At 60.1% G+C, this 24,835-nt stretch carries 24 protein-coding genes and 1 tRNA gene; 19 read left to right on the top strand and 6 right to left on the bottom strand.

Annotated features, from left to right (window positions below; genetic code table 11):
* The first annotated feature begins 9 nt into the window (after positions 1-9).
* From ACWGKN_RS09060 to ACWGKN_RS09040, 5 genes are all read left to right on the top strand, one after another.
* On the top strand, positions 10-1,218 hold the full coding sequence (locus tag ACWGKN_RS09060) for an MFS transporter (protein WP_452095073.1): 1,209 nt from the start codon (positions 10-12) through the stop codon (positions 1,216-1,218).
* A 146-nt stretch (positions 1,219-1,364) separates the two neighbouring features.
* Positions 1,365-2,357 (top strand): nucleoside recognition domain-containing protein, encoded by a 993-nt coding sequence (locus ACWGKN_RS09055; protein WP_424255365.1) that lies wholly within the window; start codon positions 1,365-1,367, stop codon positions 2,355-2,357.
* 31 nt (positions 2,358-2,388) lie between these two features.
* A complete protein-coding gene (locus ACWGKN_RS09050; protein ID WP_035230711.1) occupies positions 2,389-3,654 on the top strand; it encodes a valine--pyruvate transaminase in 1,266 nt (421 codons plus the stop codon).
* 36 nt (positions 3,655-3,690) lie between these two features.
* Positions 3,691-5,460, top strand: coding sequence for an MORN repeat-containing protein (locus ACWGKN_RS09045; protein WP_035230712.1), 1,770 nt, complete (start codon positions 3,691-3,693; stop codon positions 5,458-5,460).
* Positions 5,461-5,462: 2 nt separating this feature from the next.
* The gene (locus ACWGKN_RS09040; RefSeq protein WP_424255367.1) at positions 5,463-5,870 is read left to right on the top strand and encodes a DUF4177 domain-containing protein; all 408 of its coding nucleotides are present in this window, start codon (positions 5,463-5,465) and stop codon (positions 5,868-5,870) included.
* A 59-nt stretch (positions 5,871-5,929) separates the two neighbouring features.
* Here the strand turns inward: ACWGKN_RS09040 and feoB are convergent, their stop codons facing one another.
* The 6 genes from feoB to gltX form a co-directional block, all read right to left on the bottom strand.
* Positions 5,930-8,068 carry a ferrous iron transport protein B gene (feoB, locus tag ACWGKN_RS09035; RefSeq protein WP_452095072.1) on the bottom strand — a complete coding sequence of 713 codons (2,139 nt, stop codon included), beginning with the start codon at positions 8,066-8,068 and terminating at the stop codon, positions 5,930-5,932.
* A gap of 51 nt (positions 8,069-8,119) precedes the next feature.
* On the bottom strand, positions 8,120-8,353 hold the full coding sequence (locus tag ACWGKN_RS09030) for a FeoA family protein (protein WP_035230715.1): 234 nt from the start codon (positions 8,351-8,353) through the stop codon (positions 8,120-8,122).
* Position 8,354: 1 nt separating this feature from the next.
* Positions 8,355-8,534 carry a FeoB-associated Cys-rich membrane protein gene (locus ACWGKN_RS09025; RefSeq protein WP_035230716.1) on the bottom strand — a complete coding sequence of 60 codons (180 nt, stop codon included), beginning with the start codon at positions 8,532-8,534 and terminating at the stop codon, positions 8,355-8,357.
* A 91-nt stretch (positions 8,535-8,625) separates the two neighbouring features.
* On the bottom strand, positions 8,626-8,937 hold the full coding sequence (locus ACWGKN_RS09020; RefSeq protein ID WP_424255372.1) for a FeoA family protein: 312 nt from the start codon (positions 8,935-8,937) through the stop codon (positions 8,626-8,628).
* A 216-nt stretch (positions 8,938-9,153) separates the two neighbouring features.
* A complete protein-coding gene (locus tag ACWGKN_RS09015) occupies positions 9,154-10,848 on the bottom strand; it encodes a glutamine--tRNA ligase/YqeY domain fusion protein (RefSeq protein WP_035230718.1) in 1,695 nt (564 codons plus the stop codon).
* Between the two features lie 34 nt (positions 10,849-10,882).
* A complete protein-coding gene (gene gltX / locus ACWGKN_RS09010) occupies positions 10,883-12,367 on the bottom strand; it encodes a glutamate--tRNA ligase (protein ID WP_424255375.1) in 1,485 nt (494 codons plus the stop codon).
* 509 nt (positions 12,368-12,876) lie between these two features.
* On the opposite strand from gltX, the gene serA reads away from it, so the two are divergent.
* The 14 genes from serA (at position 12,877) to prmC (ending at position 24,830) form a co-directional block, all read left to right on the top strand.
* Positions 12,877-14,469, top strand: a complete 1,593-nt coding sequence (serA, locus tag ACWGKN_RS09005) for a phosphoglycerate dehydrogenase (protein ID WP_035230720.1) — start codon at positions 12,877-12,879, stop codon at positions 14,467-14,469.
* 38 nt (positions 14,470-14,507) lie between these two features.
* On the top strand, positions 14,508-14,846 hold the full coding sequence (locus tag ACWGKN_RS09000; protein ID WP_035230721.1) for a DUF1844 domain-containing protein: 339 nt from the start codon (positions 14,508-14,510) through the stop codon (positions 14,844-14,846).
* A 55-nt stretch (positions 14,847-14,901) separates the two neighbouring features.
* On the top strand, positions 14,902-15,798 hold the full coding sequence (ispE, locus tag ACWGKN_RS08995; protein ID WP_424255377.1) for a 4-(cytidine 5'-diphospho)-2-C-methyl-D-erythritol kinase: 897 nt from the start codon (positions 14,902-14,904) through the stop codon (positions 15,796-15,798).
* A tRNA-Gln gene (locus tag ACWGKN_RS08990) sits at positions 15,789-15,864 on the top strand. Before ispE ends, ACWGKN_RS08990 begins: the two co-directional genes overlap by 10 nt.
* A gap of 38 nt (positions 15,865-15,902) precedes the next feature.
* Positions 15,903-16,841 carry a ribose-phosphate pyrophosphokinase gene (locus ACWGKN_RS08985; protein WP_035230723.1) on the top strand — a complete coding sequence of 313 codons (939 nt, stop codon included), beginning with the start codon at positions 15,903-15,905 and terminating at the stop codon, positions 16,839-16,841.
* A gap of 100 nt (positions 16,842-16,941) precedes the next feature.
* Entirely contained in the window at positions 16,942-17,505 is a 564-nt protein-coding gene (locus tag ACWGKN_RS08980; protein WP_452095071.1) for a 50S ribosomal protein L25, read from the top strand.
* A gap of 98 nt (positions 17,506-17,603) precedes the next feature.
* Positions 17,604-18,197: an aminoacyl-tRNA hydrolase gene (gene pth / locus ACWGKN_RS08975; RefSeq protein WP_424255382.1), complete on the top strand. Its 594-nt coding sequence runs from the start codon at positions 17,604-17,606 to the stop codon at positions 18,195-18,197.
* Positions 18,198-18,483: 286 nt separating this feature from the next.
* A complete protein-coding gene (locus ACWGKN_RS08970; protein WP_035230727.1) occupies positions 18,484-18,963 on the top strand; it encodes a CarD family transcriptional regulator in 480 nt (159 codons plus the stop codon).
* Positions 18,964-19,036: 73 nt separating this feature from the next.
* A complete protein-coding gene (locus tag ACWGKN_RS08965) occupies positions 19,037-20,026 on the top strand; it encodes an RluA family pseudouridine synthase (protein ID WP_424255385.1) in 990 nt (329 codons plus the stop codon).
* Positions 20,023-20,673 carry a dephospho-CoA kinase gene (coaE, locus tag ACWGKN_RS08960; protein ID WP_052160103.1) on the top strand — a complete coding sequence of 217 codons (651 nt, stop codon included), beginning with the start codon at positions 20,023-20,025 and terminating at the stop codon, positions 20,671-20,673. Before ACWGKN_RS08965 ends, coaE begins: the two co-directional genes overlap by 4 nt.
* Positions 20,674-21,080: 407 nt before the next feature.
* Entirely contained in the window at positions 21,081-22,331 is a 1,251-nt protein-coding gene (rho, locus tag ACWGKN_RS08955; RefSeq protein ID WP_035230728.1) for a transcription termination factor Rho, read from the top strand.
* 147 nt (positions 22,332-22,478) lie between these two features.
* Positions 22,479-22,697: a 50S ribosomal protein L31 gene (gene rpmE, locus ACWGKN_RS08950; RefSeq protein ID WP_035230731.1), complete on the top strand. Its 219-nt coding sequence runs from the start codon at positions 22,479-22,481 to the stop codon at positions 22,695-22,697.
* Positions 22,698-22,831: 134 nt separating this feature from the next.
* The gene (gene prfA / locus ACWGKN_RS08945) at positions 22,832-23,902 is read left to right on the top strand and encodes a peptide chain release factor 1 (protein WP_035230733.1); all 1,071 of its coding nucleotides are present in this window, start codon (positions 22,832-22,834) and stop codon (positions 23,900-23,902) included.
* Between the two features lie 46 nt (positions 23,903-23,948).
* Entirely contained in the window at positions 23,949-24,830 is an 882-nt protein-coding gene (prmC, locus tag ACWGKN_RS08940) for a peptide chain release factor N(5)-glutamine methyltransferase (protein ID WP_452095070.1), read from the top strand.
* Positions 24,831-24,835 lie beyond the last annotated feature (5 nt).

Raw genomic sequence — 24,835 nt, 5'->3', positions numbered from 1 at the left:
ACGCAGGCCATGGCAGACGGCGGATACCTGCCGTTCCGACGGGTACTGCCGCAGCTGGCACTCCTGTCGTCGCTCTTTCTGCTCAATTTTCTCTCCCGCATCATCTTTGCACCGCTGCTGCCGCAGATCGAGCAGGAACTCGGCTTCGGCCATACGGTGTCGGGCTCCTTTTTTCTGTGGATTTCCGTTGGTTATTTCCCCTCGGTGCTGACCTCCGGGTTTGTCTCGGCGCGCATCACCTTCAAACGGACAATCGTCCTGTCCACCCTCGCCGCCGGCTGTGTCCTCGTCATCCTGGCCCATTGCCGGACCATGACCGGCATCCGTGCCGCCCTGTTCGGGCTCGGCCTCGCCTCCGGTCTCTACCTGCCGGCGGGACTGTCGACGATCACCGGGATGGTGGCACCGACTTTCTGGGGGCGGGGCATCGCCGTCCACGAACTGGCGCCGAATATCGGTTTCATCATTGCGCCGCTGATCTGCGGGGTGATGGTGCGGTGGTCGACCTGGCGCCACGGGATCGAGGGCATCGGTGTCGGCCTGATCGTCATGGCGGTGCTGTACGGTCTGAAGGGGCGGGGCGGCAGGGATCGGGGGGTGCCTCCCGATCTCGCGGTCTTTCGCGTCTTTCTGGCCATGCCGCAGTTTTGGCTGATGATCCTGCTGTTTTCCCTGGCCATCTGCTCGACCATGGGGATCTATGCGATGCTGCCGTTGCTGCTGGTCACCGGCCAGGGGATGGATGGCGACAGCGCCAACCGTCTCCTCTCGCTGTCGCGGTTCTGCACGATCATCATGCCGGTCCCGGCCGGCTGGCTCGGCGATCGCTACGGCAACCGGCGGGTGATGGTGGCGGCCCTGCTGCTCGCCGGCCTGCTGACGATCCCGCTCGGCCTCCTGTCCGGCGGCCCTCTGCTCGCCGCGGTCTTTCTCCAGCCGCTGGTCGCCGTCTGTTTCTTCCCCTCGGCCTTCGCCGTCCTCAGCACGCTGGGGGGAAAGAAGCTGGGGGCGGCGGCGGTTTCCCTCTCCATCCCGATGGCGTTTCTGGTCGGCGGCGGAGTCATGCCGACCCTGATCGGCGGCATCGGCGATCACTTCGACCTCGGCGCCGGTTTTGTCGTGGCCGGCCTGGCGATGACTGTTGCCGCCGTCCTGGCCGCGGTTATCCTGCGGCGGGAGGCGAGGGCGAGGGGTGCGGAGCATGATCCGCGGTCATAAAGGTTGCCATAGCTGTTGAAATACCGTTTTCCGTCCGGTATATCCGCCACTGGATTGCCAACGCCCCGGCGAGGCTGATCGACCATCAAACTTCATCCTCCGCCGAGAAAAAGAGAAGGACGGTACAATGAATAAGGGGAACTTGGGTGTCTGAAACGGAAAACAACGCCACGTCCAGCCGCAGCGACTTGATCCGGGACGTATTTCTCTCCCTGCTGCGGGAAACGGCGCTCACCAGCTGGGAGCTGATCAAGATCACCGTGCCGGTGGTGATCATCACCAAGGTCCTCGAGGAACTGGGGATGATCACCTGGCTCGGCTACCTGCTCGAACCGGTGATGGGCCTGGTCGGATTGCCCGGCTCCCTCGGCCTGGTCTGGGCGATGGCGATGCTGACCAGCATCTACGGCGGCATGGCGGTCTTCGCCGCCCTGGCGCCCGGCCTGGCGCTGACCGGGGCGCAGGTGACGATCCTCTGCTCGATGATGCTGATCGCCCACACCCTGCCGCTGGAGTTGAGCATCAGCAAAAAGGCCGGGGCGGCAGTGCTGCCGATTGCCGTCCTGCGGGTCGGCGGGGCGGTCCTCTACGCCGTCCTGCTCGACCGGCTCTGCCGGTGGCTGGACCTGTGGCAGGGACCGGCCCGGCTGCTGTTCAAGACCGGCGAGATCGAACGCGACCTCGGCGGCTGGGCCCTTGATCAGATCATCAACCTCGGCATGATCATTTTGGTGATCTTTGCTATCATGGTCTGCATGCGCCTCCTCCGGGCGATCGGCGTCCTGGCGCTGTTCGAGCGCCTGCTCGGCCCGGTGCTGCCGGTGTTCGGCATGAGCCGGCAGGCGGCGCCGCTCACCGTCGTCGGCATGGTCATGGGGCTCAGCTACGGCGGCGCCCTGATCATCCGCGAGGCCTGTTCGGGCAAGCTCGATCGCCGGGAGATCTTCTATTCGATGGCCCTGATGGGGATCTGCCACTCCCTGGTCGAGGACACCCTGCTGATGCTGGCGCTCGGCGGCCGGTTCGGCGGCATATTTTGGGGGAGGATTCTCTTTTCTCTTGGTATAGTGTTCGGTATTGTCCGCCTGGCCCGCTACATTGAACAACGAAGGACAAGGATCCCGACAGGAACGGCCTGAATGGCGGAACAGGCTGCTGTCTCACACTGCTATGCGCTTTTCGAAATTTGGTCAACGATTGACCTGCGACGCCGGCATCCTCTCGCTGATGGACGATCTGGGGGCGGCCCGCAGCGAATACGAAGGGGAAATGATGATGATGGGCGGCGGCAATCCCGGTCATGTCCCCGAATTCCAGGAACTGCTCCGCCGCAACCTCCAGGAGATCTGCGGCGACCCTGCGGCCTTCCGGGAACTGGTCGGGGCCTACAGTCCGCCCCAGGGCGATGCGGCATTCATCGAGGTCCTCGCCGACCTGCTGTCCCGGCACTGCGGCTGGCCGGTCGGACCGGACAACATCTGCCTCACCAACGGCAGCCAGACCGCCTTCTTCATGCTGTTCAACCTCCTGGCCGGCGTCTGTCCCGACGGCAGCTGCAGGAAGATCTGCCTGCCGCTGGCCCCTGAATATATCGGCTATGCCGATCTCGGTCTGTGCGACGATTTCTTCGTCGCCACCAAACCGAAAATCGAGCGGATCGGCGACGATATGTTCAAGTACCATATCGACTTCGACGCCCTCGAGATCACCCCTGATATCGGCGCCATCTGCGTTTCGCGCCCGACCAATCCGAGCGGCAACGTCATCACCGACAGTGAGGTCCAGGCCCTCGACCGCCTGGCCCGGAGGCATGGCGTGCCGCTGATCATCGACAACGCCTACGGCCTGCCCTTCCCGGGGATGGTCTATGCCGAGGCCGCCCCGTTCTGGAACGACAACACCGTGGTCTGCCTGTCGCTGTCCAAGCTCGGGCTGCCGGCGGTCCGGACCGGCATCATCGTCGCCCGGCCGGAGATCGTCCGCGCCCTGGCCAGCATGAATGCCATCATGTCGCTGTCGCCGGGCAGCTTCGGCGCCATGGTGACGAGGAAACTGTTTGCCTCCGGCGAGGTGGTCGATCTCAGCCGCAACCTGATCGGCCCCTTTTACCGCCGCAAGATGGAAAAGGCGGTGGCGGCGGTTCGCCGGGAATGCGCCGGTCTGCCCTATCGGATCCACAGGCCGGAGGGGGCGATGTTTCTGTGGCTGTGGTTCGAGGGGCTGCCGCTGTCGAGCCTCGACTTCTACCGCCGATTGAAGCGCCGGGGCGCCCTGGTGGTATCCGGGCATTATTTCTTCCCGGGGTTGAAGGAGGAGTGGCGGCATCGGCAGGAATGTGTTCGGGTAACCTATTCCCAGAACGACGAGGATGTGGCCAACGGCATCGCCATCATCGGCCGCGAGGCCGGAAAGGCGTATGCCGGTTCGGGTCAATAGTTAATTCGCCGTATATTTCCGGAGGTCTGTCGATCTATGAAACATCCTGCAGTGCATATCTGTCTTGTGCTCCTGGCGATCCTGTCGGCACCGTCCCTGGTTGCCGCCGACTGCCTCGAAGGGGACTGTCGGAACGGCAAGGGGGTCTTCGTCCACAAGGACGGCCGGCGTTACCAGGGAGAATTCAAGAATGGCGTCATCAGTGGCACCGGTACACTGACCCTGCCCAATGGGGTTGAGTACAGCGGGCAGTTCCGCAACGGCCGGCTCTACGGTGTCGGTCGGATGACCGGCCCGAAAGGATTGAGCTACGAGGGGGAATTCCGGGACAACCTCTTCCATGGCAAGGGGACACTGGTTGGTGGTGATGGCCTGCAGTACATGGGTGAATTCGACAGCGGCCGCTATCATGGAGAAGGCATCCTGTTCTACCCCGACGGTCGGGAATACAAGGGAAGGTTCCTGAACAACACCGTCGATGGTCATGGCAAGCTCACTTACCCGGACGGCACCTGGTACGAGGGGGAGTTCCGTAACGGCAAGCCCGAGGGGCGAGGCACCCGCAAATATATTGACGGCGGATCGTATACCGGCGATTTCCGCGGCTCGGTCCGCCATGGCTTCGGGGTCTATACCGCCGCCAATGGCGAGGAGTTCGAGGGAGGCTTCAGCGAGGACAAGCCGCATGGCGAGGGCATCAAACGCTATCCCGGCGGGGGCACGTACAAGGGGACGTTCAAGGATGGATTGCGGTACGGCAAGGGAAAGATGGACTACGCCGATGGATCCTGGTATGAAGGCGAGTTTGTCGAGGACCGGGAAGAGGGCCGGGGCATTCGCGAATATGCCGACGGCAGCCGCTACGAAGGCGAATTCTCCCACGGCAAGCGTCACGGCAAAGGCCGATTGACCCTCGCCGACGGCGGCGTCTACAAAGGGGAGTTCGCGGGTGACGTCATGCATGGGGAAGGGTCCATCCGCTATGCCGACGGCCGCAAATATCAGGGAGCCTTCCTCAACGGTAAACCGGCCCCCCAATCCGAACCGTCACCGGCGCCGGCGGTTATGACCGGCAACGACGATGAAGTCCCTGACTGGCTGTTGAAGCCTGAGGAAGAGGTGGCGGACGAAGACCCTGATGCGACTGCAGCCGCTGGCGGTGGTGCCGGTCAGCCCGATGCCTATCGCTTCGAGGATGGCAGGATTGTTGTCGCCGCAAGCGGCCGCGCGGCCAACGGCAAGGTGCAGGTGGTCTTCCCGGATGGCCGTGTCTACGAGGGAATGGCCAGGGATGGGCGCATGGACGGGAAAGGGGCGTTGCTGCTCCCCGGCGGTGATACCTACAAGGGCGGTTTCTCGCAGGGAAAGTTCGAGGGCAGGGGGGTCTACCGCTATGCCGATGGTCGCGAATATGATGGAATCTTCCGTGCCGGGTTGAAGGAGGGGAAAGGAACGTTCTCCTATACCGATGGGACCAAATATGTCGGCCAGTTCAAGGCCGATCTGTTTTCAGGCAAAGGGGAATACAGTTTTGCCGACGGCAGTCATTACAGCGGCGAATTTGCCGGCGGCGAGTTCAACGGCAGGGGGAAACTGCGCTATCTGGATGGATCGGTGTACCAGGGCGATTTCAAGGATGACCTGCCGGATGGAGAAGGGGTGCTGGTCGGCAAGGACGGCAGCCGCTACGAGGGAGAATTCCGGCGCGGCAAGCGCAATGGGCAGGGGCGTCTGGAGTTGAAAACAGGCAAGATCTACGAAGGGTTGTTCGACAACAACCGATTTATCGGTTCGAGAAAGTCATAAGCATGAATGAGGTAGAAACGAGGATGCGCTGGAGCTATAAAACCGTTTTATACGAGTTGAAAAAGGAAGGGCTGCTCGGCAACGCCTTCCTGGATGAGTCGGAAATCGAGCTGTCGCTCAACGAGTTCGGGGCGGCGGGGTGGGAATTGATTTCGATGATCGAGACCCGCGACGGCATTATCGCCGTGTTCAAACAGCCGTTGGGCCGGATTCCGGTCCAACCCGAGATCGATGAAGAGCAGGAAGAGCGAGTGGCGAGGCCGCCGTTGCACTCGCCGCCGTTGCAGCCGTCGCCGCCGGTGATTCGGGAGAGAATCGTTCCCCCTGTCCGGCCGGTCGTCAAGACCAATGCTGAACCGGAGCAGGAGCGGGAAACGCAGTACTCGATCGGCTCGATTCGAATCGAATAGCCGCGGCCATCGGGGCCCATCGCCGTTGCCGGATGGCGATGGACCCCGCTTCCCGGATCTCAGCCGAGATGGAAGAAGCTGCCGATCTGGAACACCAGCACGGCAAGGGTGAAGGCGAAGACGGTATTGAAGCCGATCGAGAACAGGGCCCATCGCCATGACGCCTCCCGGGCGATGCAGACCACGGTGACGAAACAGGGGGCATAGAACATGATGAAGACCAGGGCGGCGACCGCTACCACCCGGTTCCAGTTCGCGTCCTTTTTGAGACGCTCGCCGAGCGAATCCGTTTGTTCCGTATCCACCTCCCCCATCGAGTAGGCAGTGCCAAGCGTCGAGATGATGACCTCTTTGGCGGCGAACCCGCCGATCAGGGCGATATTGGTGCGCCAGTCGAAACCGGCGAGGTGTGATACCTTCCCGATGGCGGTGCCGATCCTGCCGGCGAGCGAATGGCGCAACGCCTCCTCGGCCTGCCGTTTGTCGATTTCCCGCAACTTCCCGGCGGCAACATTCTGCCGCATCGCCGCGTAGCCGGCCACCCGATCTGCCGGGAGTTGCGGGAAGGTCATCATTGCCCACAGCAGGATCGAGATCCCGAGAATGACCGTCCCCGCCTTTTTGATGTACTGCCAGGTCCGCTCCCAGGTGTGAATGAGCAGACCGCGCAGCGTGGGAAAGCGGTAGGGCGGCAGTTCCATGACGAAGGGCGTCGGGGCCCCGCGCAGCACCGTCGAGCGCAGCAGCCTGGCGGCGAGCAGGGCGACGATCCAGGCCAGCATGGTGAAGAGGAACATATACTGGGCCTTGTTTTCGCTGAAGAAGGCGCCGATCAGCAGGGCCAGTACCGGCATCTTGGCACCGCAATTCATGAACGGGACCGTCAGCAGGGTCGCCATCCGCTCCTTCGGCGAACGCAGGGTGCGGGTGGCCATGACCCCGGGGACGGCGCAGCCGCCGGCAATACCGCCGGAGACGATGAACGGCATCACCGAGGAGCCGTGCAGGCCGAAGATCCTGAAGACCCGGTCCATCATGTAGGCAACCCGGGCGAGGTAGCCCGAGTCCTCGAGGATGGCGATGGCGAAAAACATGAACATGATCAGCGGCACAAAACCGAGCACCCCGCCGACGCCGTCGATGACGCCGGAGATGACGAGGGATTTGAGGAGTCCGTCGGGGAGGATCGTCTCGATCGAGGCGGAGAGCCAGCCGAAGAAATCCTCGAGCAGGGCCACCGGCCATTCGCTCCAGGAGAAGGTGAACTGGTAGACCCCGAACAGGATCGCCAGCATGATCACCGGTCCGATCAGGCGGTTGGTGAGCACCTTGTCGATCCGGTCGGAGGTGTAGAGGCGGTCGGTGTCGAACTGGTGGGTCACCACCCCCTGGCGGAGGATCGACTTGATGTAACCATAGCGGTGGTCGGCGATGATCGCTTCCGGATAGACATCGAGCGTCCTGGTCGTGTGTTCGCCGACCTTGCTGACAATGGCTTCAAGCTCGGAGGCGGTCGCCGGGTCGGTGTCGCTGCCCTTGGCCACGATCTGTTCGTCGTTCTCGAGGTACTTGATGGCGACGTATCGCGGCGGGTACAGCCCGTCGAGGAAGTGCGCCGCCTCGATCCTCGTCACCAGCGCGGCGACTGCGGCATCGAGGTCGTCGCCGTAGGAGATGTCGCGTGGCTGCCATGGCAGCTTTTTCCCGGCCAGGGCGAGGGCCTCGTCGATCAGTTTGTCCTTGCCGAAGCCGGAGCGGGCGATGATCGGCACGACGGGAACTCCCAGGAGTTCGGCCAGTTTTTCGGCCTTGATCTCGATCCCGCGATCCCGCGCCACATCGATCATGTTCAGGGCGATGACCAGCGGCACGCCGAGTTCGAGGAACTGGCAGGTCAGATAGAGGTTGCGCTCGAGGTTGGAGGCATCGACGATGTTGATGACGACCTCCGGGCGGTGGCTGATCAGGTAATCGCGGGCAACCAGTTCCTCGACCGAGTAGGCGGTCATCGAGTAGGTGCCGGGGAGATCGGTGATGGTGATCCTCGTTCCCTTGTGGTCGAGTAATCCTTCCTTGTGGTCGACGGTGATGCCGGGGTAGTTGCCGACGTGCTGCCGGGCACCGGTAAGCTGGTTGAACAGGGTGGTTTTGCCGGCGTTGGGGTTGCCCGCGAGGGCCATGATGGCTTGTCTGGTCATGAATTCCCGGAGATGCGTCAGAAGGAAAGGGTATGAGTGCGGGGAGAGAGCCTATTGGACCTCGACCTGGATATAGTCGGCTTCGCTGTTGCGCAGGGTCAGGGTACCGTTCATGACCCTGATCGCCACCGGGTCGTTCAGCGGCGCGCGCCCGTGGATGGTGATCTGCGCTCCCGGGATCAGGCCCATCTCCCGGATCCGGCGGCCGAGTTCACCGCCGACCTTGACGGCGCGGATAATTCCCGTCTGTCCCTTCTGCATCTGCCTGAGGAGTATTGTCGGCATATCAGTTCCTTGATTCGGGCTGTTTTCGGTTGTCACAAATCGAGTCGCAGCCGGCGCAACCGCAGCCGCAGGCGATAGCGGCACCGGGCCTGACCGCCGCCCGCCATTGCCGGAAAATCCTGCGTCCGATAAAGAAAGCGGCTGTCGCGATGATCAGCCAGATAATAATGTTCTGCCACATATATTCCCTCCATCGTCCCTGTAAGTTAGGGGGTCCTAATTGAATGGGCCAAAAAAAAGAGCCCGCGACTACAGGCTCTGCACAGTGCTGGTTACAGGGCGGTGACGAGTATATTGTCACTGACGCTGTTGTCGAGACTTATCGTTCCCCCTTCGATCTTGAGGATGCATTGGCTGCCGTTCTCCGGACAGATGACCTCCGCCTCGATGCCTGGGTAGACGCCCATCGAGGCCATCCGGGCACACAGCCGTCGGTCGCCGGTGACCTTGCAGATGCGGATCCGACCGGTCCTTCCCTTCTGTGACAGCGGTGCGACGCTTTCGGAGCATTTCTCTTTCCCCCAGCAATTCCGCACCCTGTTGGCCAAACAGTGACAACCGTGGTGTAAGTCTCTCAGATCCATGTCGGTCTCCATCTTGAAAAGATGTTATTAGGTACACCAAACATTAGTCACAGTCAACAGATATTTCAAGAAGGCGGAATAAAATCAGGTGTGTCTAAAATATCCGGATTTGGTTGAGGCCGGCAACCCCGCATTCAGCGACTATGCGGGGGCAACGGCGTTGCCGGGATTGATGCAAGTGGATTCAATCGCATCAATCCCGGCGGGGAGGAAGAATCAGTCGAGCTTCTGCTGGGTCCTGGCCCAGGTGTCGCGCAGGGTGACGATCCGGTTGAAGACCGGTCTGCCGGGGGCCGAGTCGACGGTATCGGCACAGAAGTACCCCTGCCGCTCGAACTGCACCTGCGTGCCGGCGGCCAGCCCGGCCAGCGACGGTTCGGCCATGGCCGTTTCGATGGCGATGCGCGAGTGGGGATTGAGGTGCTGCTTGAAATTGATATCCTTGTCCGCCTCCGGATTTTCGACGACAAACAGTCGATCGTAGAGTCGGACCTGACAGGGCAGGGCGTGACCGGCGGAGACCCAGTGGATGGTCCCCTTGACCTTGCGGCCGTCCGGGGCCGACCCGCCTCTGGTGGCGGGGTCGTAGGTGCAGTGGATCTCCCGGATCGCCCCGCCCTCGTCCTTGACGACCGAAGTGCAGGTGATCAGATAGCCGTAGCGCAGCCGGACCTCGCGGCCGGGGCCGAGGCGGTGGAATTTCGCCGGCGGGTTGTCCATGAAGTCCGCCCGTTCGATATAGAGTTCGCGCGAGAACGGCAGTTTGCGGCTGCCCATGGCCGGATCCTGGGGGTGATTGGCCGCCTCCAATTCCTCCGCCTGGTCCTCGGGATAGTTGTCGATGACGACCTTGACCGGGTCGAGGACGCACATCACCCGTGGGGCGGTGACGTTGAGGTCGTCGCGGACGGCGTTCTCGAGGACGGTCATGTCGATCCAGCTCTCCCGTTTGCCGAGGCCGATCTCGTTGCAGAAACTGCGGATCGCGGCCGGGGTGTAGCCCCGCCGTCGGAGCCCGGAGATGGTCAGCATCCGCGGGTCGTCCCAGCCGTCGACATAGCCTTCCTTCACCAGCTGCAGCAGCTTGCGCTTGCTCATGACGGTGTAGGTCAGGTTGAGGCGGGCGAACTCGATCTGCTGGGGATGGCAGGGCGTCTGCAGAGTATCGAGGACCCAGTCGTAGAGCGGCCGGTGATCCTCGAACTCGAGGGTGCAGAGGGAGTGGGTGATCCCTTCGATGGCATCGGACAGGCAGTGGGTGTAATCGTACATCGGGTAGATGCACCAGGTGTCGCCGGTCCGGTGGTGCGGCACCTTGAGAATCCGGTAGATGACCGGGTCGCGCAGGTTGAGGTTGGGGGAGGCCATGTCGATTCTGGCCCGCAGGACATGGCTGCCCTCTGCGAACTCGCCGTTTCGCATGCGTTGGAAGAGATCGAGGCTGTCCTCGACGCTGCGATTGCGCCACGGGCTCTCCCGCCCCGGTTCGGTCAGGGTGCCGCGGTACTCCCGGATGGCCTCGGCCGACAGCTCGCAGACATAGGCCTTGCCGAGCCGGATGAGCTGCAGGGCAAAGTCGTAGAGGGCGGGAAAATAGTCGGAGGCGTAGAACAGCTTGTCGTGCCAGTCGAAACCGAGCCACCTGACATCGCGCATGATCGACTCGACGTAGGCGACCTCTTCCTTGCTCGGGTTGGTATCGTCGAAGCGCATGTGGCAGACGCCGTTGTTTTCCAGGGCGATGCCGAAATTGAGGCAGATCGACTTGGCATGACCGATGTGGAGAAAGCCGTTCGGCTCCGGCGGGAACCGGGTCACCGTGGTCCGGTGTTTGCCGGTCCGGAGATCGTCGGCAATGATCTGCCGGATGAAATCGATGGGTCTGCTGGCTGTTTTCTCTGGAGTGTCCATGTCGATGTGTATTTGCTGGGGCTGAGGGTAGAGGTCAAGGAGCCGGGAAAAAGCGGGTGATGTCGCGCATCCGCCTGACGACCCGGTCCCTGCCGATGACCGGCAGGATCTCGAACATCGATGGCCCGGCCAGCTGGCCGGTGACGACGGTCCGCATGGCGTTGATCAGCACGCCCGGCTTGATGTCGAGTTCCTCGGCCATCTCGCGGGCGACCCGCTCGGTCTCGACGGCGTCGAAGGTCTCCAACTGCTCATAGCGGTCGGCAAGGGCCGGCAGCCAGGTCGCCAGGTCGGGAAACTTCAGGACGTTTTTCTGCAGCGGCTTGTCGTCGACGGTGAAATCGTCGGCAAAGTAGGCCCGGCCGAGGCTGGTAAAGTCCTTCAGCGTGTGGAAGCGGTCGCGAATCAGATCGATGGTGTGGAGAAACCACTCCTGCCGTGCACCGGCCCAGGCGTCATCCCACAGTCCCGCCGCCTCGAGCTCCTTTTGCACCATCGGCGCCAGGTCGGCGATCGGCATGGTCCGCAGGTAGTGCTCGTTGATGGCGATGGCCTTCGGGTCGGTGAAGAACTTCGGGTCGTCGCGGCGGAAGTTGAAGACGGCGCTGGAGCGGTTGATCCGTTCGAGGGTGAAGGCCTCGATCAGTTCCTCCCGGGAGAAGATCTCCCGGTCGTTGCCGGGCGACCAGCCGAGAAGGACGAGAAAGTTGTTGAAGGCCCAGGGGATGAAGCCGTGGTCACGGTAGAAATGGACGGCGACGATCTCGCCGTGGCTGCGCTTGGAGATCTTCGCCTTCTTGTTGTCGAGGGTCAGCGGGATGTGGGCGAAGACCGGCAGCGGCGCCTCCAGGGCCTCATAGAGCAGGACCTGGCGGATCGTGTTGGTCATGTGGTCCTGACCACGGATGATGTGGGTGATGCGATCGCGGATGTCGTCGACGACGTTGGACAGGAGGTACAGCGGTTTGCCGTTGGAGCGGAGGATGACGAAGTCGTCCACCTCCCGGTAGTCGCATTCGATCCGGCCCATGACCTTGTCGTCGTAGCCGAGCAGGCCCTGGCGGTCAGGCACCTTGAAGCGGATGACCGAGGGCAGTCCGGCCGCCTCTTTCTCCGCCACCTGCTGAGGCGTCAGGTTGCGGCAGGTCCGGTCGTAGCCGAGCGCCTGTTTGGCGGCGAGCGCCTTCTCCCGCTTGGCATCGAGCTCCTCCTTGGTGCAGAAGCAGCGGTAGGCCCGGCCGGCCTGCAGCAGTTTTTCGGCGGCAGCCACGTGGTCGGCGGTGAAATCGGTCTGGAAGTACGGGCCTTCATCGTAGGTGATACCCAGCCATTCCAGACCCTCCATGATACCGCGAATCGATTCCTCGGTCGAACGCTCGGCATCGGTATCCTCGATCCTCAGGATCAGCTTGCCGCCGGTTTTTTTGACGTACAGCCAGTTATACAGTGCCGTGCGGGCCCCGCCGATGTGCAGATAACCGGTGGGGCTCGGGGGAAAACGCAGTCGTGTTTCAGTCATCAACAACTCCTTTTCGGAAACATCAGGCGACCATCGCCGGACCAGGTATCAATGCAGGCTCAGCGTCCGGCATTGCCTGTTGAATACAAATATTGGTATTCTCTATCGGATTCGCAATCCATGGGATGACAATTCCTGCCGATCCGGGCGCTGCCCGTGGCAAACGAAATAGTCGGCCGCAGCCCCTGGAGGCGAATGCGTTATATCGTCTTCACTGGATTTGTTCAAGATAATCATTGCCTGGAATACTTTCCGGGCAGGCGGCGGCGATCCGGTTGCCGCTCTTTGCCGCTGCCGAGCGACGAAAATCCGTCGCCTCGCATTTTTATTGTCCTCTTTCAAGGATATCATTATAATTACCAATTTTATCGGGCAAATAATTTCAGGAGACCTGCCCCGGTTTTTCAGGAAAAACGTGGGCGACATCCGGGGAGATTTGCGTACTTGCAGATGGAAGCAGCCTGTTCTGAGATCGGGCAGGCATACACAGCGGAGGAGAAGGAGCGGAGATGAAGGTACTGATCAGTGACAATCTGTCGCCCGCGGGAGTCAAGATACTGGAGGCAGCCGGTCTTGAGGTGGATAGCATCCCAGGCCTGAAACCCGAGGAGCTGAAGAAGATCATCGGCAATTACGAGGGGCTGGTAATCCGCAGCGCCACCAAGGTCACGGCCGACCTGCTCGAGGCGGCCCACCGGCTCAAGGTCGTCGGCCGCGCCGGTATCGGCCTGGACAACGTCGATATCCCGGCTGCCAGCCAGAAGGGCATCGTCGTGATGAACGCCCCGAGCGGCAACGCCACCACCGCCGCCGAGCATGCAATCGCGATGATGATGTCCCTGTCCCGCAACATCCCGCAGGCGACGGCCTCGATGAAGGCGGGCAAGTGGGAAAAGAAAAGTTTCATGGGCAGGGAATTGACCGGCAAGACCTTCGGTGTCGTCGGTATCGGCAGGATCGGCGGTATCGCCGCCAGCCGGGCCCAGGGACTGAAGATGAAGACCATCGCCTACGACCCCCATATGCCGAAGGAGATGGCGGAAAAGATCGGGGTCGAGCTGGTCGATCTGATGGAATTGGCGAACCGTGCCGATTATATCTCCGTCCATGTCCCGCTGACCAAGGAAACCAGGAATCTGCTGTCCACCGACTTCTTCAAGGCGATGAGGAAGGATGCGATGTTCATCGACTGTGCCCGGGGCGGGGTCTGCGACGAGCAGGCGCTGTACGAGGCGCTGGTCGACGGCGAGATCGCCGGGGCGGCGCTCGATGTCTTTGCCGGCGAACCGACCACGCTTGAAAACTGCCCGCTGCTAGGCCTGAAGAACTTCATCTGCACGCCGCACCTGGGCGCTTCGACCAGCGAGGCCCAGGAAAACGTCGCCCTGATCATCGCCGAGCAGGTGGCCGACTATCTCCTTCGCGGCTCGGTCACCAACGCGGTCAATGTCCCATCGGTCAGTGCCGACGTCCTGGCCCAGGTCGGCCCCTATATCACCCTCGGCGAGATGCTGGGCTCCCTGCACATGCAGATGGCGAAGGGAGGGGTGCAGGCGGTCAATATCGAATACAGCGGCCAGCTGGCGGATCTCAACACCGCTCCGGTGACTGTCGCCTTCCTCAAGGGCCTGTTCACCCCGATTCTCCAGGATGCGGTGAATTATGTCAATGCCCCGGTCATCGCCAAGGACCGTGGGATCAGGGTCATAGAGTCGAAGTCGGAAAAAGCCCATGACTTCAATAATGTTCTGTCGGTCAAGGTCGTGACCACCGAGGGAGAGAATGTCCTGGTCGGCACGGTATTCGGCAAGAACGAACCGCGTCTGGTCCGTCTCAATTCGTTCCGTCTGGAGGCGCTGCCTTCAGGTCCGATGCTGCTGGTCTACAACAAGGATGTCCCGGGCGTGATCGGCGCCCTCGGCACCACCCTCGGCCACGCCGGGGTCAATATCTCCCGCATGACCGTGGGGCGGGAAGAGGCGAGCAACCAGAATATCATTTTCCTCAGTACCGACGAATTGATCTCCCGGGAACTGCTCGCCAAGGTGCGGGAACTGGAACATATCGACGATGCGGTGGTTCTTGAATTGAACCGCTTCTAAAGACAATCCTGGCGCTTGCGGAAGGAGAGGACGGAATTATGGAAGAACATGCGACGGCAAAGAACGGGCAGAAGGAAGATTGCCACTGTGAAGAAGGAAAGGTCCCGGATCGGCATGGGAAATGTGTCATGCCGGAAGTCACCTTTTCGGCCTTCATCATGTCTTTGAATACCTCCGTCCTCTACCATCTCGGGGAGATTGCCGATCCCGCTACCGGCAAGCGGGAGCCGGACTTCGAACTGGCGCGGCATGCGATCGACACCCTGGTCGTATTGGAACAGAAGACCAGAGGCAATCTCGAGAAGGATGAAGAGGAACTGCTGAAGAACATCATTTACGACGTGAAACTGCGGTTCGTCAAGGCGGTGAAACGATAGCCGGTCAATTGACGGCGGATGAGTGGCGGTGCCGAGAGCTGCTGCCCGACTCCCTATGACGGATATCAATCTCCATAGGTCCGTGGAGCTTTTCGCCCCGGCCAAGATCAACCTCTTCCTTCATGTCCTCCGCAGGCGGGCGGATGGATATCACGATCTTGAGACCTGGATGCAGAAGCTCGACTTCGGCGACACGGTGGAACTGCACCTCCGGAATGATGGTCTTCTGGGGTTGGTCTGCAGCGATCCATCGCTGCCGACGGACCGATCCAATCTTGCCTGGAGGGCAGCCGAAGAATTTTTTTCTGCCGGTCGGCGGGGGAAAGGGTATGGTGTCGACATCCGGATCGACAAGCGGATCCCGGTGGCAGCCGGGCTTGGCGGTGGGAGCAGCGATGCCGGATCGGTTCTGCGGGGATTGAACCGTCTGTTCGACAATGAATTTTCCCGCGCGGAGCTCTGTGCCATGGCCCTCCGCCTCGGGGCCGATGTTCCATTTTTTGTCGTCGAGGATGATGCTGTTGTCGCCGAAGGGGTCGGTGAAGTGATGTACCCGGCCCAGAGCTTGAGGGAATATCACGTTCTCCTGGTAAATCCTGGATTTTCTGTTTCCACCCGTTGGGTGTTTGAGAATTTAGGATTGACAAGAACATTGAAAGAATCTAAATTAGCGAGTTTTCGAAAAGATGCGCCCGCTCTACCGTCACTGGGTGCGCTCTCGAACGATCTGGAACGCGTTACCCTTGCTCAATATCCGGAATTAGCCAGTATCAAAGATAATCTTCTGGAAGCGGGAGCTGAACTTGCGCTGATGTCGGGGAGCGGACCAACGGTGTTTGGCCTGTTTTCCGATCTGTCGACGAGCGCCGTTGAGGTGCGGGCAATCGCGGACAGGTTGAAGCGGAAATTCGGGAAGATGGTATTTGTTGCACGGGCGAATGGTGGGGCGTAGCCAAGCGGCTAAGGCACCGGGTTTTGATCCCGGCATTCGTAGGTTCGAATCCTTCCGCCCCAGCCAATCATGCGCTTCATATCCATATTTGGAAGTACGGGACGATGGCCAATATAATCAAGATATTCTCAGGAAACGCCCATAAAGATCTGGCCCTTGATATTGCCACACACCTCGACCTGCCCCTGTCCAAGGCGGAGGTGAGGAAATTCAGTGATGGCGAAATCTTCGTCGAGATCGGGGAGAATGTCCGGGGAATGGATGTCTTTGTCGTGCAGCCCACCTGTACTCCGGTCAATGATCATCTGATGGAGCTGGTGATCATGGTGGACGCGCTGCGGCGGGCTTCGGCGAGGAGAATTACCGCCGTCATGCCCTATTACGGGTATGCCCGTCAGGATCGGAAAAATGCCCCCCGGGTGCCGATATCAGCCAAGGTCGTCGCCGAGATGCTGATGGTGGTGGGGGTGAGGCGGGTTCTCTGCATGGATCTGCATGCCGGGCAGATCCAGGGGTTCTTCAATATCCCTGTCGATCATCTCTACGCCGCGCCGGTTCTGTTGAGGCATATCGACCGCCAGTACGACAACCCGATCATGGTCTCCCCCGATGCGGGCGGGGTCGAGAGGACCCGGGCCTTCGCCAAGAGGCTGAACATCGGTCTCGCGATCATCGACAAACGGCGTGACCGCCCCAACGAGTGCGAGGCCCTGCACGTGATCGGTGATGTCAAGGGCAAGACGGCGATACTGCTCGACGATATGGTCGATACGGCCGGAACCTTGTGCAGCGCCGCCGCCACGCTCTTGAAAAACGGGGCGAAAGAGGTGCATGCCTGCTGCTCTCATCCGGTTCTGTCCGGTCCGGCGGTTGAACGCATCACTCACTCCGAGATCAAGACCCTGGTCGTGACCAACTCCATCCCATTGCGGGAAGAGGCGCAACGGTGCGGCAAGATCAAGGTTCTGTCGGTATCCTCGCTCCTGGCCGAGGCCATCCGTCGGATCCATAACGAAGACTCGGTCAGTTCGCTGTTTGTGTAATTGATCTGTGAACATTGCGATATAACATAACTTATAATTACAAACCGCCCGGCTGCACTGGAACTGGTTCCTGCGCCGGCCATTGGGTGAAGGAGGAAGTATGCTTCAGGTGGAATTGTCGGCCTCGGTGAGGACTGCAACAGGTAAAGGTGCAATGCGGCAGCTGCGGATGAAGGGCAAGACACCGGCAGTTGTCTACGGCGGCGGCGCTGCGGCCTTGTCTCTTGAGATGGATACGAAGTCGCTGATGCAGCAGCTGCTCGAGATCTATCGCCGGAATGCAGTGGTGACGCTCAAGATCGATGGGGACAAGGATCGGCATGTCCTGGTCGGGGAGGTGCAGACCGATCCGGTTCGTGATACCCTGATCCATGCCGATTTCTGTGAGATCGATCTGCAGAAGGCGCGTCGTTTTGACGTGCCGGTAGTCTTCACCGGAGTGGCCAAAGGTGTCGACCTGGGCGGTGAGATGTTCATCGAGCACAAAAGCGTCACCCTCGAAGGATTGCCGCTCGACATCCCCGATCAGTTCTCCCTCGATGTCACCGATCTGCGGATCGGCGACCACATGACCTTCGGCAATATTTCCCTGCCGCAGACCTTGAAACTTATATCCAATGCGGATAAGGTCTGCGTCAAGGTGGGCAAGAAGATCAGCATCTGAAGAGTTGCCGGTGCCTCGAGGCGCCGCTGCGGCGAATCTGAAACGGATCCGGGAAGATCATGTCTTTCCGGATCTGTTTTTTTCGTCCATTGGAACGCATGGTTGAAAGCGATTATCTCATCGTTGGCCTGGGGAATCCGGGTGAGAATTACCTCAATACCCGTCACAACGTCGGGTTTATCGTCGTTGATGAACTGGCCCGCAGGTGGGGGGGCGATTTTTCCACTGGAAAATGGCGGGCTTTTTTCTTACGCACCTCTCTCAATGGCAGGCGTGTTCACCTGCTGAAGCCCACCACCTACATGAACCTGAGCGGCCAGGTTGTCGTTCGGTACGCCGATTTCTACAGAATCCCTGCCCGGAATATTCTGGTCATCCATGATGATCTGGACATGGCCCCGGGCCGGCTCAAACTGGTGAACGGGGGCGGTGCCGGCGGTCATAACGGCATCCGGTCTCTCATCCAGTACTTATCCTCCAGTGATTTCTCGCGGTTGAAGATCGGTATCGGTCGTCCCGGAAAAGGGGGAATCCATCCCGATATGGCCGTCGAGCGATTCGTGCTGTCGCCGATGACCGATGACGAGCGTCGCCTCCTCGATGAAAGGATGGACGTCATCGAGCAAGGGGTGCGTCTCTATTTCGAGAAAGGTCCTGCCTGGGCGATGAATCTCGTCAATAGCGTCAAGTAGCTGAAAGCTTACCCGCAATTCCCTTGATTCAGGCGAGTCCGGGACTCCGCCGGTGGAAAAAACAGGCAATTTTTAACAAAATATGGTAGGGTATTTGTCCACGTCGGAGAAATAATCCCGCGCATTCACAATGATTGCAGGATTCCTGGATCGTTGCGAAGTTCCTGTCGTTTCCACATCTGCCGGGGATGTCCTGGAGTCTCTATCACTATGTTGAGTAGTACCGCTCGGTGGTGTCCGCATACAGTCTCGAGTAGCATGATGTTCTTCAAGGGGAGAGAAAAGAGTGTTTACTGAAGGCGATATGGCTGTATATCCAGCTCATGGCGTTGGCGTGATCAGATCGATTCAGAAGCAGACCGTCGGTGGGGTTGACCAGACGTTCTATGTCCTGGAGATCCTCGAAAATCACATGACAATCATGATTCCCACCGCCAGCAGCAAGAGCGTGGGATTAAGGGCGATCGTCAACAAAAATCAGGTGCAGGAGGTCATCGCCATTCTCGAGGATCGAACCAGCGAGATCGGCACCCAGACCTGGAACCGGCGCTATCGGGATTATATGGATAAAATCAAGACCGGTTCCGTCCATGAAGTCGCAACGGTCCTGCGCGACCTCTTCCTGCTCAGCATCGATAAGGATCTGTCATACGGTGAGAGAAAAATGCTCGACACCGCCAAGAACCTGCTGGTCAAGGAACTGTCCCTGGCCCAGGATGTCGACGAGGCCAAGATCAGCCAGAAGATCGAAACCATATTTTCCTGATATGATGGCAGGCCGTCCGCCTTCCATGCTCCAGTCCGCCTGTATAGGAAGCCAACCTGTTTCCTGTAAAAAAATGAGTCTCAGCACTGTTCAGTCGCCTCGCAGCCAGGAGGAGGCTGATCCCATATCGATCACGGTCGACGATCGGATGGTCGGTATCCGACTCGATCATTTCCTCGTCCAGACCATCCCGGATCACTCCCGTTCGACCCTTGTTGCCTCCATCCGCTCCGGCTCCCTCAAGGTCAATGACCGGGAGCGGAAGAGCAGCTACCGGCTCAAGGAGGGCGATCGGGTCCATGGGTTGATCAGGACGGAGGCTTCGGACCTCCAGGTCGAGCCCGAGAAAATACCGCTGCAGATCCTGTTTGAGGATCAATACCTGCTGGCCCTGTCGAAACCCCCCGGATTGGTGGTCCATCCCGGGAGCGGCAACCGGAGCGGCACCCTGGTCAATGGCCTGGTATACTACTGCCGTGCCATCGCCTTGGTGGGTGACAACGCCAGGCCCGGGATTGTGCATCGTCTCGATAAGGATACCTCGGGTTTGATGCTGGTGGCCAAGGACGAGCGGGTGCTGCGGTTGCTTGCCACCGATTTCAAGGAACGACGGGTCGACAAGGAATATCTCGCCATCGTCCATGGGATTCTGCCTGAAAAAAGCGGTCGAATCGTAGCAGCGATCGGCCGCCATCCGGTTAATCGCCAGAAGATGGCGGTGGTGGAGGGTTCCGGCCGCCATGCGGTGACCAACTGGCGGGTGCTGAGAGAGGCGGCGGGGCGATTCACCCTGCTCGCCGTCACGATCGAGACCGGGCGCACCCACCAGATCCGGGTTCATATGAGCCATATCGGCCATCCTGTGGCCGGGGACCCCGTCTATGGCGGCAGACCCGGCGATCCCAGGTTTCCCCGGCAGATGCTGCATGCCGCTCGTCTGCGTTTCGTTCACCCCGTAACCAGGAACCCGCTCGACATCGTTGCACCGATATGGCCTGATTTTGTCGAGGCCTTGAGGCAGATTTTTGGAGATATTCCGATGGAAATCGAGGGGATGGTGTGAAGATCGCGGTAACCGGCGGGATAGGCTCCGGCAAGAGCAGTGTCGCGGCGCTGCTGGCCGATGCCGTGCAGGCGGACCTGTTCAGCGCCGACCTTGTCTGCCATGAACTGATGCAGCCGGACGCCGATGGCTGGCTGGGGATCGTTGCGGCATGGGGGGAACGTTACCTCAAGCCTGACCGGTCCATCGACAGGGGCCTCATGCGTGACGCCGTTTTCCGGGATGAGGCGATGCGAAAGCAGCTCGAGACGATCCTGCACCCACTCATCCGCCGGGAGTTGATGCAGAAAATGGCAGCAGTCGCGGGGCAGGGAGGCAGATGCGTCGTTGAAATCCCCCTGCTGTTCGAGGTTGGATGGCAGGACGAGTTTGATGCGACGGTTGTCGTCTATGCCCCGGAAGATGTCTGTGTCGGACGGATTGTTGCCAGGGACGGCATCGGCGAAGAGGCGGCCCGAAGGATACTTGACGCCCAGATGTCGCCGGAGAAAAAGGCCGAAATGGCCACCCACGTGATCAGTAATGCCGGCCTGTGGGCCCAGACCGTGCAGCAGGTTTCCAGCCTTGCCCGGTTGCTGGAGAAAAAAATCAAGGAAAGGGGAAAACCTGCCGATACGGCAAGACAAGGCTTGACACCGCAGAACTGAATACGTATAAGGGAGAAAGCGAAACGAAGTGCACTTCCTGCCTTTTCTCTGGTGGATCCGTATAACTTCAGTACTACACTCTTGCTGGTCAAATCCCTTTCTGGGGTAGGTTTGGGTTGAATCCCGTTGTCGCTGTGAAATCACTGTTTCCGTGATACGTCTTCACTCCATTCTCTTTTGATCTTACAGACCTCTACCAGAAACACGAAGTCTCTGTTTTCCAAGGCCATGATGCCCCGATGCGGTGGTGAGCGCTCACGGTACGGATTCTTGCTGGGAAATACTATCAATTATAACATGCGGCATCATCGACGTATGGCGATCCTGACTCATATTTTCTCCGGACCCGCTGCTATTCGTTTGCCGTCCATCCATCCTGCCACGCGTCTTAGAGGAGAAGGGTTTTAATGAATTTGGCGGAATTAAAGATGATGAAAATCGGCGAGTTGGTCAAACTCGCCCGGAATGCGAAGGTCGAGGGCTACAGCTCCATGCGCAAGCAGGAATTGATCTTCGCCCTGCTCCAGGATCAGGCCGACAAGGATGGCAAGCTGCGGGGCAGTGGGGTTCTTGAAATACTCCCCGACGGCTTTGGTTTTCTCCGCGCCCCGGATTACAACTACCTTCCCGGTCCCGATGACATCTATGTCTCTCCCTCGCAGATCCGCCGCCTCAATCTGAGAACCGGTGATGTCATCGACGGTCTGGTCCGCTCGCCCAAGGAGGGAGAGAGGTACCTGGCGCTGCTCAAGGTCGAAACGATCAATTTCGATCCCCCCGAGGCCTCGAAACAGAAGACGCTGTTCGGCAACCTCACCCCCCTGCACCCCAACGAGAAGCTCAACCTGGAGTGGCAGCCGGACAACTTTTCGATGCGGGTGCTCGATATGTTCGCCCCGATCGGCAAGGGGCAGAGGGGGCTTATCGTCGCCCCGCCGCGCACCGGCAAGACGGTGCTGATGCAGAAGATCGCCAACTCGATCGTCCGCAATCACAAGGAGGTGTATCTCATCGTCCTGCTGATCGACGAACGGCCGGAGGAAGTGACCGAGATGACCAGATCGGTCAAGACCGCCGAGGTGGTCAGCTCGACCTTCGATGAGCCGCCGCAGCGGCATATCCAGGTGGCCGAGATGGTCATCGAAAAGGCCAAGAGACTGGTCGAGCACAAGAAGGACGTGGTCATCCTGCTCGACAGCATCACCCGTCTGGCCCGGGCCTATAATACGGTGACGCCGTCGAGCGGCAAGATCCTCTCCGGCGGTGTCGAGGCCAACGCCCTGCACCGGCCGAAACGGTTTTTCGGCGCCGCCCGCAATATCGAGGAGGGCGGCAGTCTGACCATCCTCGCCACGGCCCTGGTCGAGACCGGCAGCCGCATGGACGAAGTCATCTTCGAGGAGTTCAAGGGGACCGGCAACATGGAACTGGTCCTCGATCGCAAGATGGCCGACAAACGGATCTTCCCGGCCATCGATATCAAGCGGTCCGGGACGAGAAAGGAGGACCTGCTGCTCAAGCCGGAGGTGCTCAACCGCATCTGGATCCTGCGGAAGCTGCTCAACTCGATGAACCCTTCCGACTGCATGGATTTCCTCCTGGATAAACTGAGAACGCAGAAGACCAACAAGGATTTCCTTGATTCGATGAATGGCTGACGACCTGTTCAAATAGTGTTTTGTCTTGAACTCTTGCGAAGACAGGGTATAATACTTCGTTTGTGTCAAAGAAAGCTTCTACTTACCCTGAAGAATAATCGATGTACAACGTGATCATAGAGAAGTGAATCGGAGGAAGAAAACGTCATGAAAGATGGGATACATCCTAAATATAATACAATAAAAGCCGTCTGCGCCTGTGGGAATGAGGTCGAGCTGGGATCGACCATGGGCGAGATCAGAGTGGAGATCTGCTCCGCCTGTCATCCTTTTTTTACCGGCAAGCAGAAACTGGTCGATACTGCCGGCCGCATTGAGAAATTCAAACAGCGTTACGCCAAGCATTTCGAACAGAAAGGCAAATAAAATCCTGTCCGCCGGAGGCTGCTGCCGACGAGTTTACCCCACCTGCGGATTACAGCCGATAAAGCCCACAGTGATGCGTTGCCATGACTGTGGGCTTTTCTTTTTGTGCCTCATACCAGCAATATCCCGTATCCATGATCGATGTATTTGACAACATAGAAGAAAAACTCCAACACCTGGAAAGTCGACTCTCCGATCCGGACCTGGTGGGCAATCAGCAGGAATACCAGAAGGTGGTGCGGGAGCATGCCCATCTGGCGCGGCTGCACACTCTGCATTCCGATCTGAAGCAGGTGCAGAGGGATATCGCCAACAACCGGGCGATCCTCCAGGACGATGACGAAGACCTGGAGTTCAAGGAACTCGCCCGGGCCGATATCGAGGAACTGGAAGAAAAAGAGAAGGTCATCGATCGTGAGATCAAGCTGGTACTGCTGCCCAAGGACCCCAACGACGATCGCAATATTTTCCTCGAGATCCGTGCCGGAACCGGCGGCGACGAGGCGGCCCTGTTTGTCGCCGATCTCTTCCGGATGTATTCGCGCTTTGCCGAATCGATGGGCTGGCGGGTCGAGATCATGAGTTCGAGCCCGCTGGGGATCGGCGGGTTCAAGGAAATCATCGCGATGATCAGCGGCGATCAGGTGTACTCCAAGCTCAAATACGAGAGCGGGGTCCACCGGGTGCAGCGGGTGCCGGAGACCGAGACCCAGGGGCGGATCCATACCTCGGCCGTGACCGTGGCCATCCTGCCCGAGGCCGACGAGGTCGAACTCAACATCGACATGAACGAGCTCAAATTCGATGTCTACCGGTCCTCGGGTCCGGGGGGCCAGAGCGTCAATACCACCGATTCGGCGGTCCGGGTCACCCATCTGCCGACCGGTCTGGTGGTGACCTGCCAGGACGAGAAGTCGCAGCACAAGAACAAGGCCAAGGCCCTGGTCGTCCTCCGGGCGCGGCTGCTCGACCGGATGCAGCAGGAACACCACGATCGGATTTCCCAGGACCGGAAGAGCCAGGTCGGCTCCGGCGATCGCAGCGAGCGGATCCGCACCTACAACTTTCCCCAGGGGAGGATGACCGACCACCGGATCAACCTGACGCTGTACAAGCTCGATGCCATCCTCAACGGCAAACTCGAGGACGTCATCTATCCCCTGATCGCCCACGACCAGGCCGAACGGCTGAAGGCCATCCAGTAGCAATTCCGCCTGTTCGTCCGTACCGGGCAGGCCATGACAGGATACCATGCGTGTGATCGATCTCCTCCGCACCGCGGCGAGTGAACTGAGACTTGCCGGTATCGACAGCGGCGATCTCGATGGCCAGCTGCTGCTCGGGGCCAGTCTGCACAAGAGCCGGACCGAGCTCTATCTGGCAGCGGACATGGAGGTGCCGGAGGAGGCGCTGCAGGTCTTCCTTCGCTATCTCGAGCGGCGGAAGCGGCGGGAACCGGTCGCCTATATCCTTGGTGAAAGGGAATTCTGGTCGCTGCCCTTCATCGTCAACCCTTCGGTCCTGATCCCGCGGCCGGAAACGGAGTTTCTGGTCGAGCAGGTCCTGACGGCCTGCCGGCGCAAGAGCCTGCCGGACGGTTGGATTCTCGATCTCTGCTGCGGCAGCGGGGCGATTGCGGTGGTCCTCGCCTTGGAGCTGCAACGCGATGTCGTCGCCGTCGATCTATCCGGCGACGCGCTGGCGGTGGCGCAACAGAATTGCCGCCGCCACCGGGTCGACGACCGGGTCGCCCTGGTGAAGGCCGACCTGCTGACGGCCTTTGCCGCCGGACGGCAATTTCCCCTGCTGGTGTCGAATCCGCCCTATGTCAGCCGCCGCCAGATCCGCCAGGGGCTGGACCCCGAGGTGGCCGGTTATGAACCGCTGCTGGCCCTCGACGGCGGCGAGGACGGGCTTGACATCATCGCCCGGATCAAGGATATGCTGCCCTCGATCATGCGTCCCGGCGGCGAGGTCTTCATCGAGATCGGGGCCGAGCAGGGACCGGCATTGTCGCGCCTGCTGGTGCCGGCGACCGGGCCTGACGGGCTGTTGAAAACGGTTGAGATACTCAAGGACTATGCGGGACGCGACCGGGTCCTGCATCTCACGATGAGCGAAAACGGAAGGTAGGGAGA

The sequence above is a fragment of the Desulfoprunum sp. genome (assembly GCF_053613775.1).
This window is presented reverse-complemented; position numbering and strand designations above follow the sequence as displayed.

What these genes read in the sequence shown, in the direction of transcription:
- ACWGKN_RS09015 (WP_035230718.1), bottom strand. Translation starts at nt 10,848, where the DNA reads ATGGACACTCCAGAGAAAACAGCCAGCAGACCCATCGATTTCATCCGG.
- ACWGKN_RS09060 (WP_452095073.1), top strand. Translation starts at nt 10, where the DNA reads ATGGCAGACGGCGGATACCTGCCGTTCCGACGGGTACTGCCGCAGCTG.
- prmC (WP_452095070.1), top strand. Translation starts at nt 23,949, where the DNA reads ATGCGTGTGATCGATCTCCTCCGCACCGCGGCGAGTGAACTGAGACTT.
- ACWGKN_RS08980 (WP_452095071.1), top strand. Translation starts at nt 16,942, where the DNA reads ATGCTTCAGGTGGAATTGTCGGCCTCGGTGAGGACTGCAACAGGTAAA.
- ACWGKN_RS09045 (WP_035230712.1), top strand. Translation starts at nt 3,691, where the DNA reads ATGAAACATCCTGCAGTGCATATCTGTCTTGTGCTCCTGGCGATCCTG.
- ACWGKN_RS09040 (WP_424255367.1), top strand. Translation starts at nt 5,463, where the DNA reads ATGAATGAGGTAGAAACGAGGATGCGCTGGAGCTATAAAACCGTTTTA.
- pth (WP_424255382.1), top strand. Translation starts at nt 17,604, where the DNA reads ATGGTTGAAAGCGATTATCTCATCGTTGGCCTGGGGAATCCGGGTGAG.
- ACWGKN_RS08965 (WP_424255385.1), top strand. Translation starts at nt 19,037, where the DNA reads ATGAGTCTCAGCACTGTTCAGTCGCCTCGCAGCCAGGAGGAGGCTGAT.
- feoB (WP_452095072.1), bottom strand. Translation starts at nt 8,068, where the DNA reads ATGACCAGACAAGCCATCATGGCCCTCGCGGGCAACCCCAACGCCGGC.
- rpmE (WP_035230731.1), top strand. Translation starts at nt 22,479, where the DNA reads ATGAAAGATGGGATACATCCTAAATATAATACAATAAAAGCCGTCTGC.
- gltX (WP_424255375.1), bottom strand. Translation starts at nt 12,367, where the DNA reads ATGACTGAAACACGACTGCGTTTTCCCCCGAGCCCCACCGGTTATCTG.
- ACWGKN_RS09025 (WP_035230716.1), bottom strand. Translation starts at nt 8,534, where the DNA reads ATGTGGCAGAACATTATTATCTGGCTGATCATCGCGACAGCCGCTTTC.
- ACWGKN_RS09030 (WP_035230715.1), bottom strand. Translation starts at nt 8,353, where the DNA reads ATGCCGACAATACTCCTCAGGCAGATGCAGAAGGGACAGACGGGAATT.
- ACWGKN_RS09000 (WP_035230721.1), top strand. Translation starts at nt 14,508, where the DNA reads ATGGAAGAACATGCGACGGCAAAGAACGGGCAGAAGGAAGATTGCCAC.
- rho (WP_035230728.1), top strand. Translation starts at nt 21,081, where the DNA reads ATGAATTTGGCGGAATTAAAGATGATGAAAATCGGCGAGTTGGTCAAA.
- ispE (WP_424255377.1), top strand. Translation starts at nt 14,902, where the DNA reads ATGACGGATATCAATCTCCATAGGTCCGTGGAGCTTTTCGCCCCGGCC.
- ACWGKN_RS09050 (WP_035230711.1), top strand. Translation starts at nt 2,389, where the DNA reads ATGCGCTTTTCGAAATTTGGTCAACGATTGACCTGCGACGCCGGCATC.
- prfA (WP_035230733.1), top strand. Translation starts at nt 22,832, where the DNA reads ATGATCGATGTATTTGACAACATAGAAGAAAAACTCCAACACCTGGAA.
- ACWGKN_RS09020 (WP_424255372.1), bottom strand. Translation starts at nt 8,937, where the DNA reads ATGGATCTGAGAGACTTACACCACGGTTGTCACTGTTTGGCCAACAGG.
- ACWGKN_RS08985 (WP_035230723.1), top strand. Translation starts at nt 15,903, where the DNA reads ATGGCCAATATAATCAAGATATTCTCAGGAAACGCCCATAAAGATCTG.
- serA (WP_035230720.1), top strand. Translation starts at nt 12,877, where the DNA reads ATGAAGGTACTGATCAGTGACAATCTGTCGCCCGCGGGAGTCAAGATA.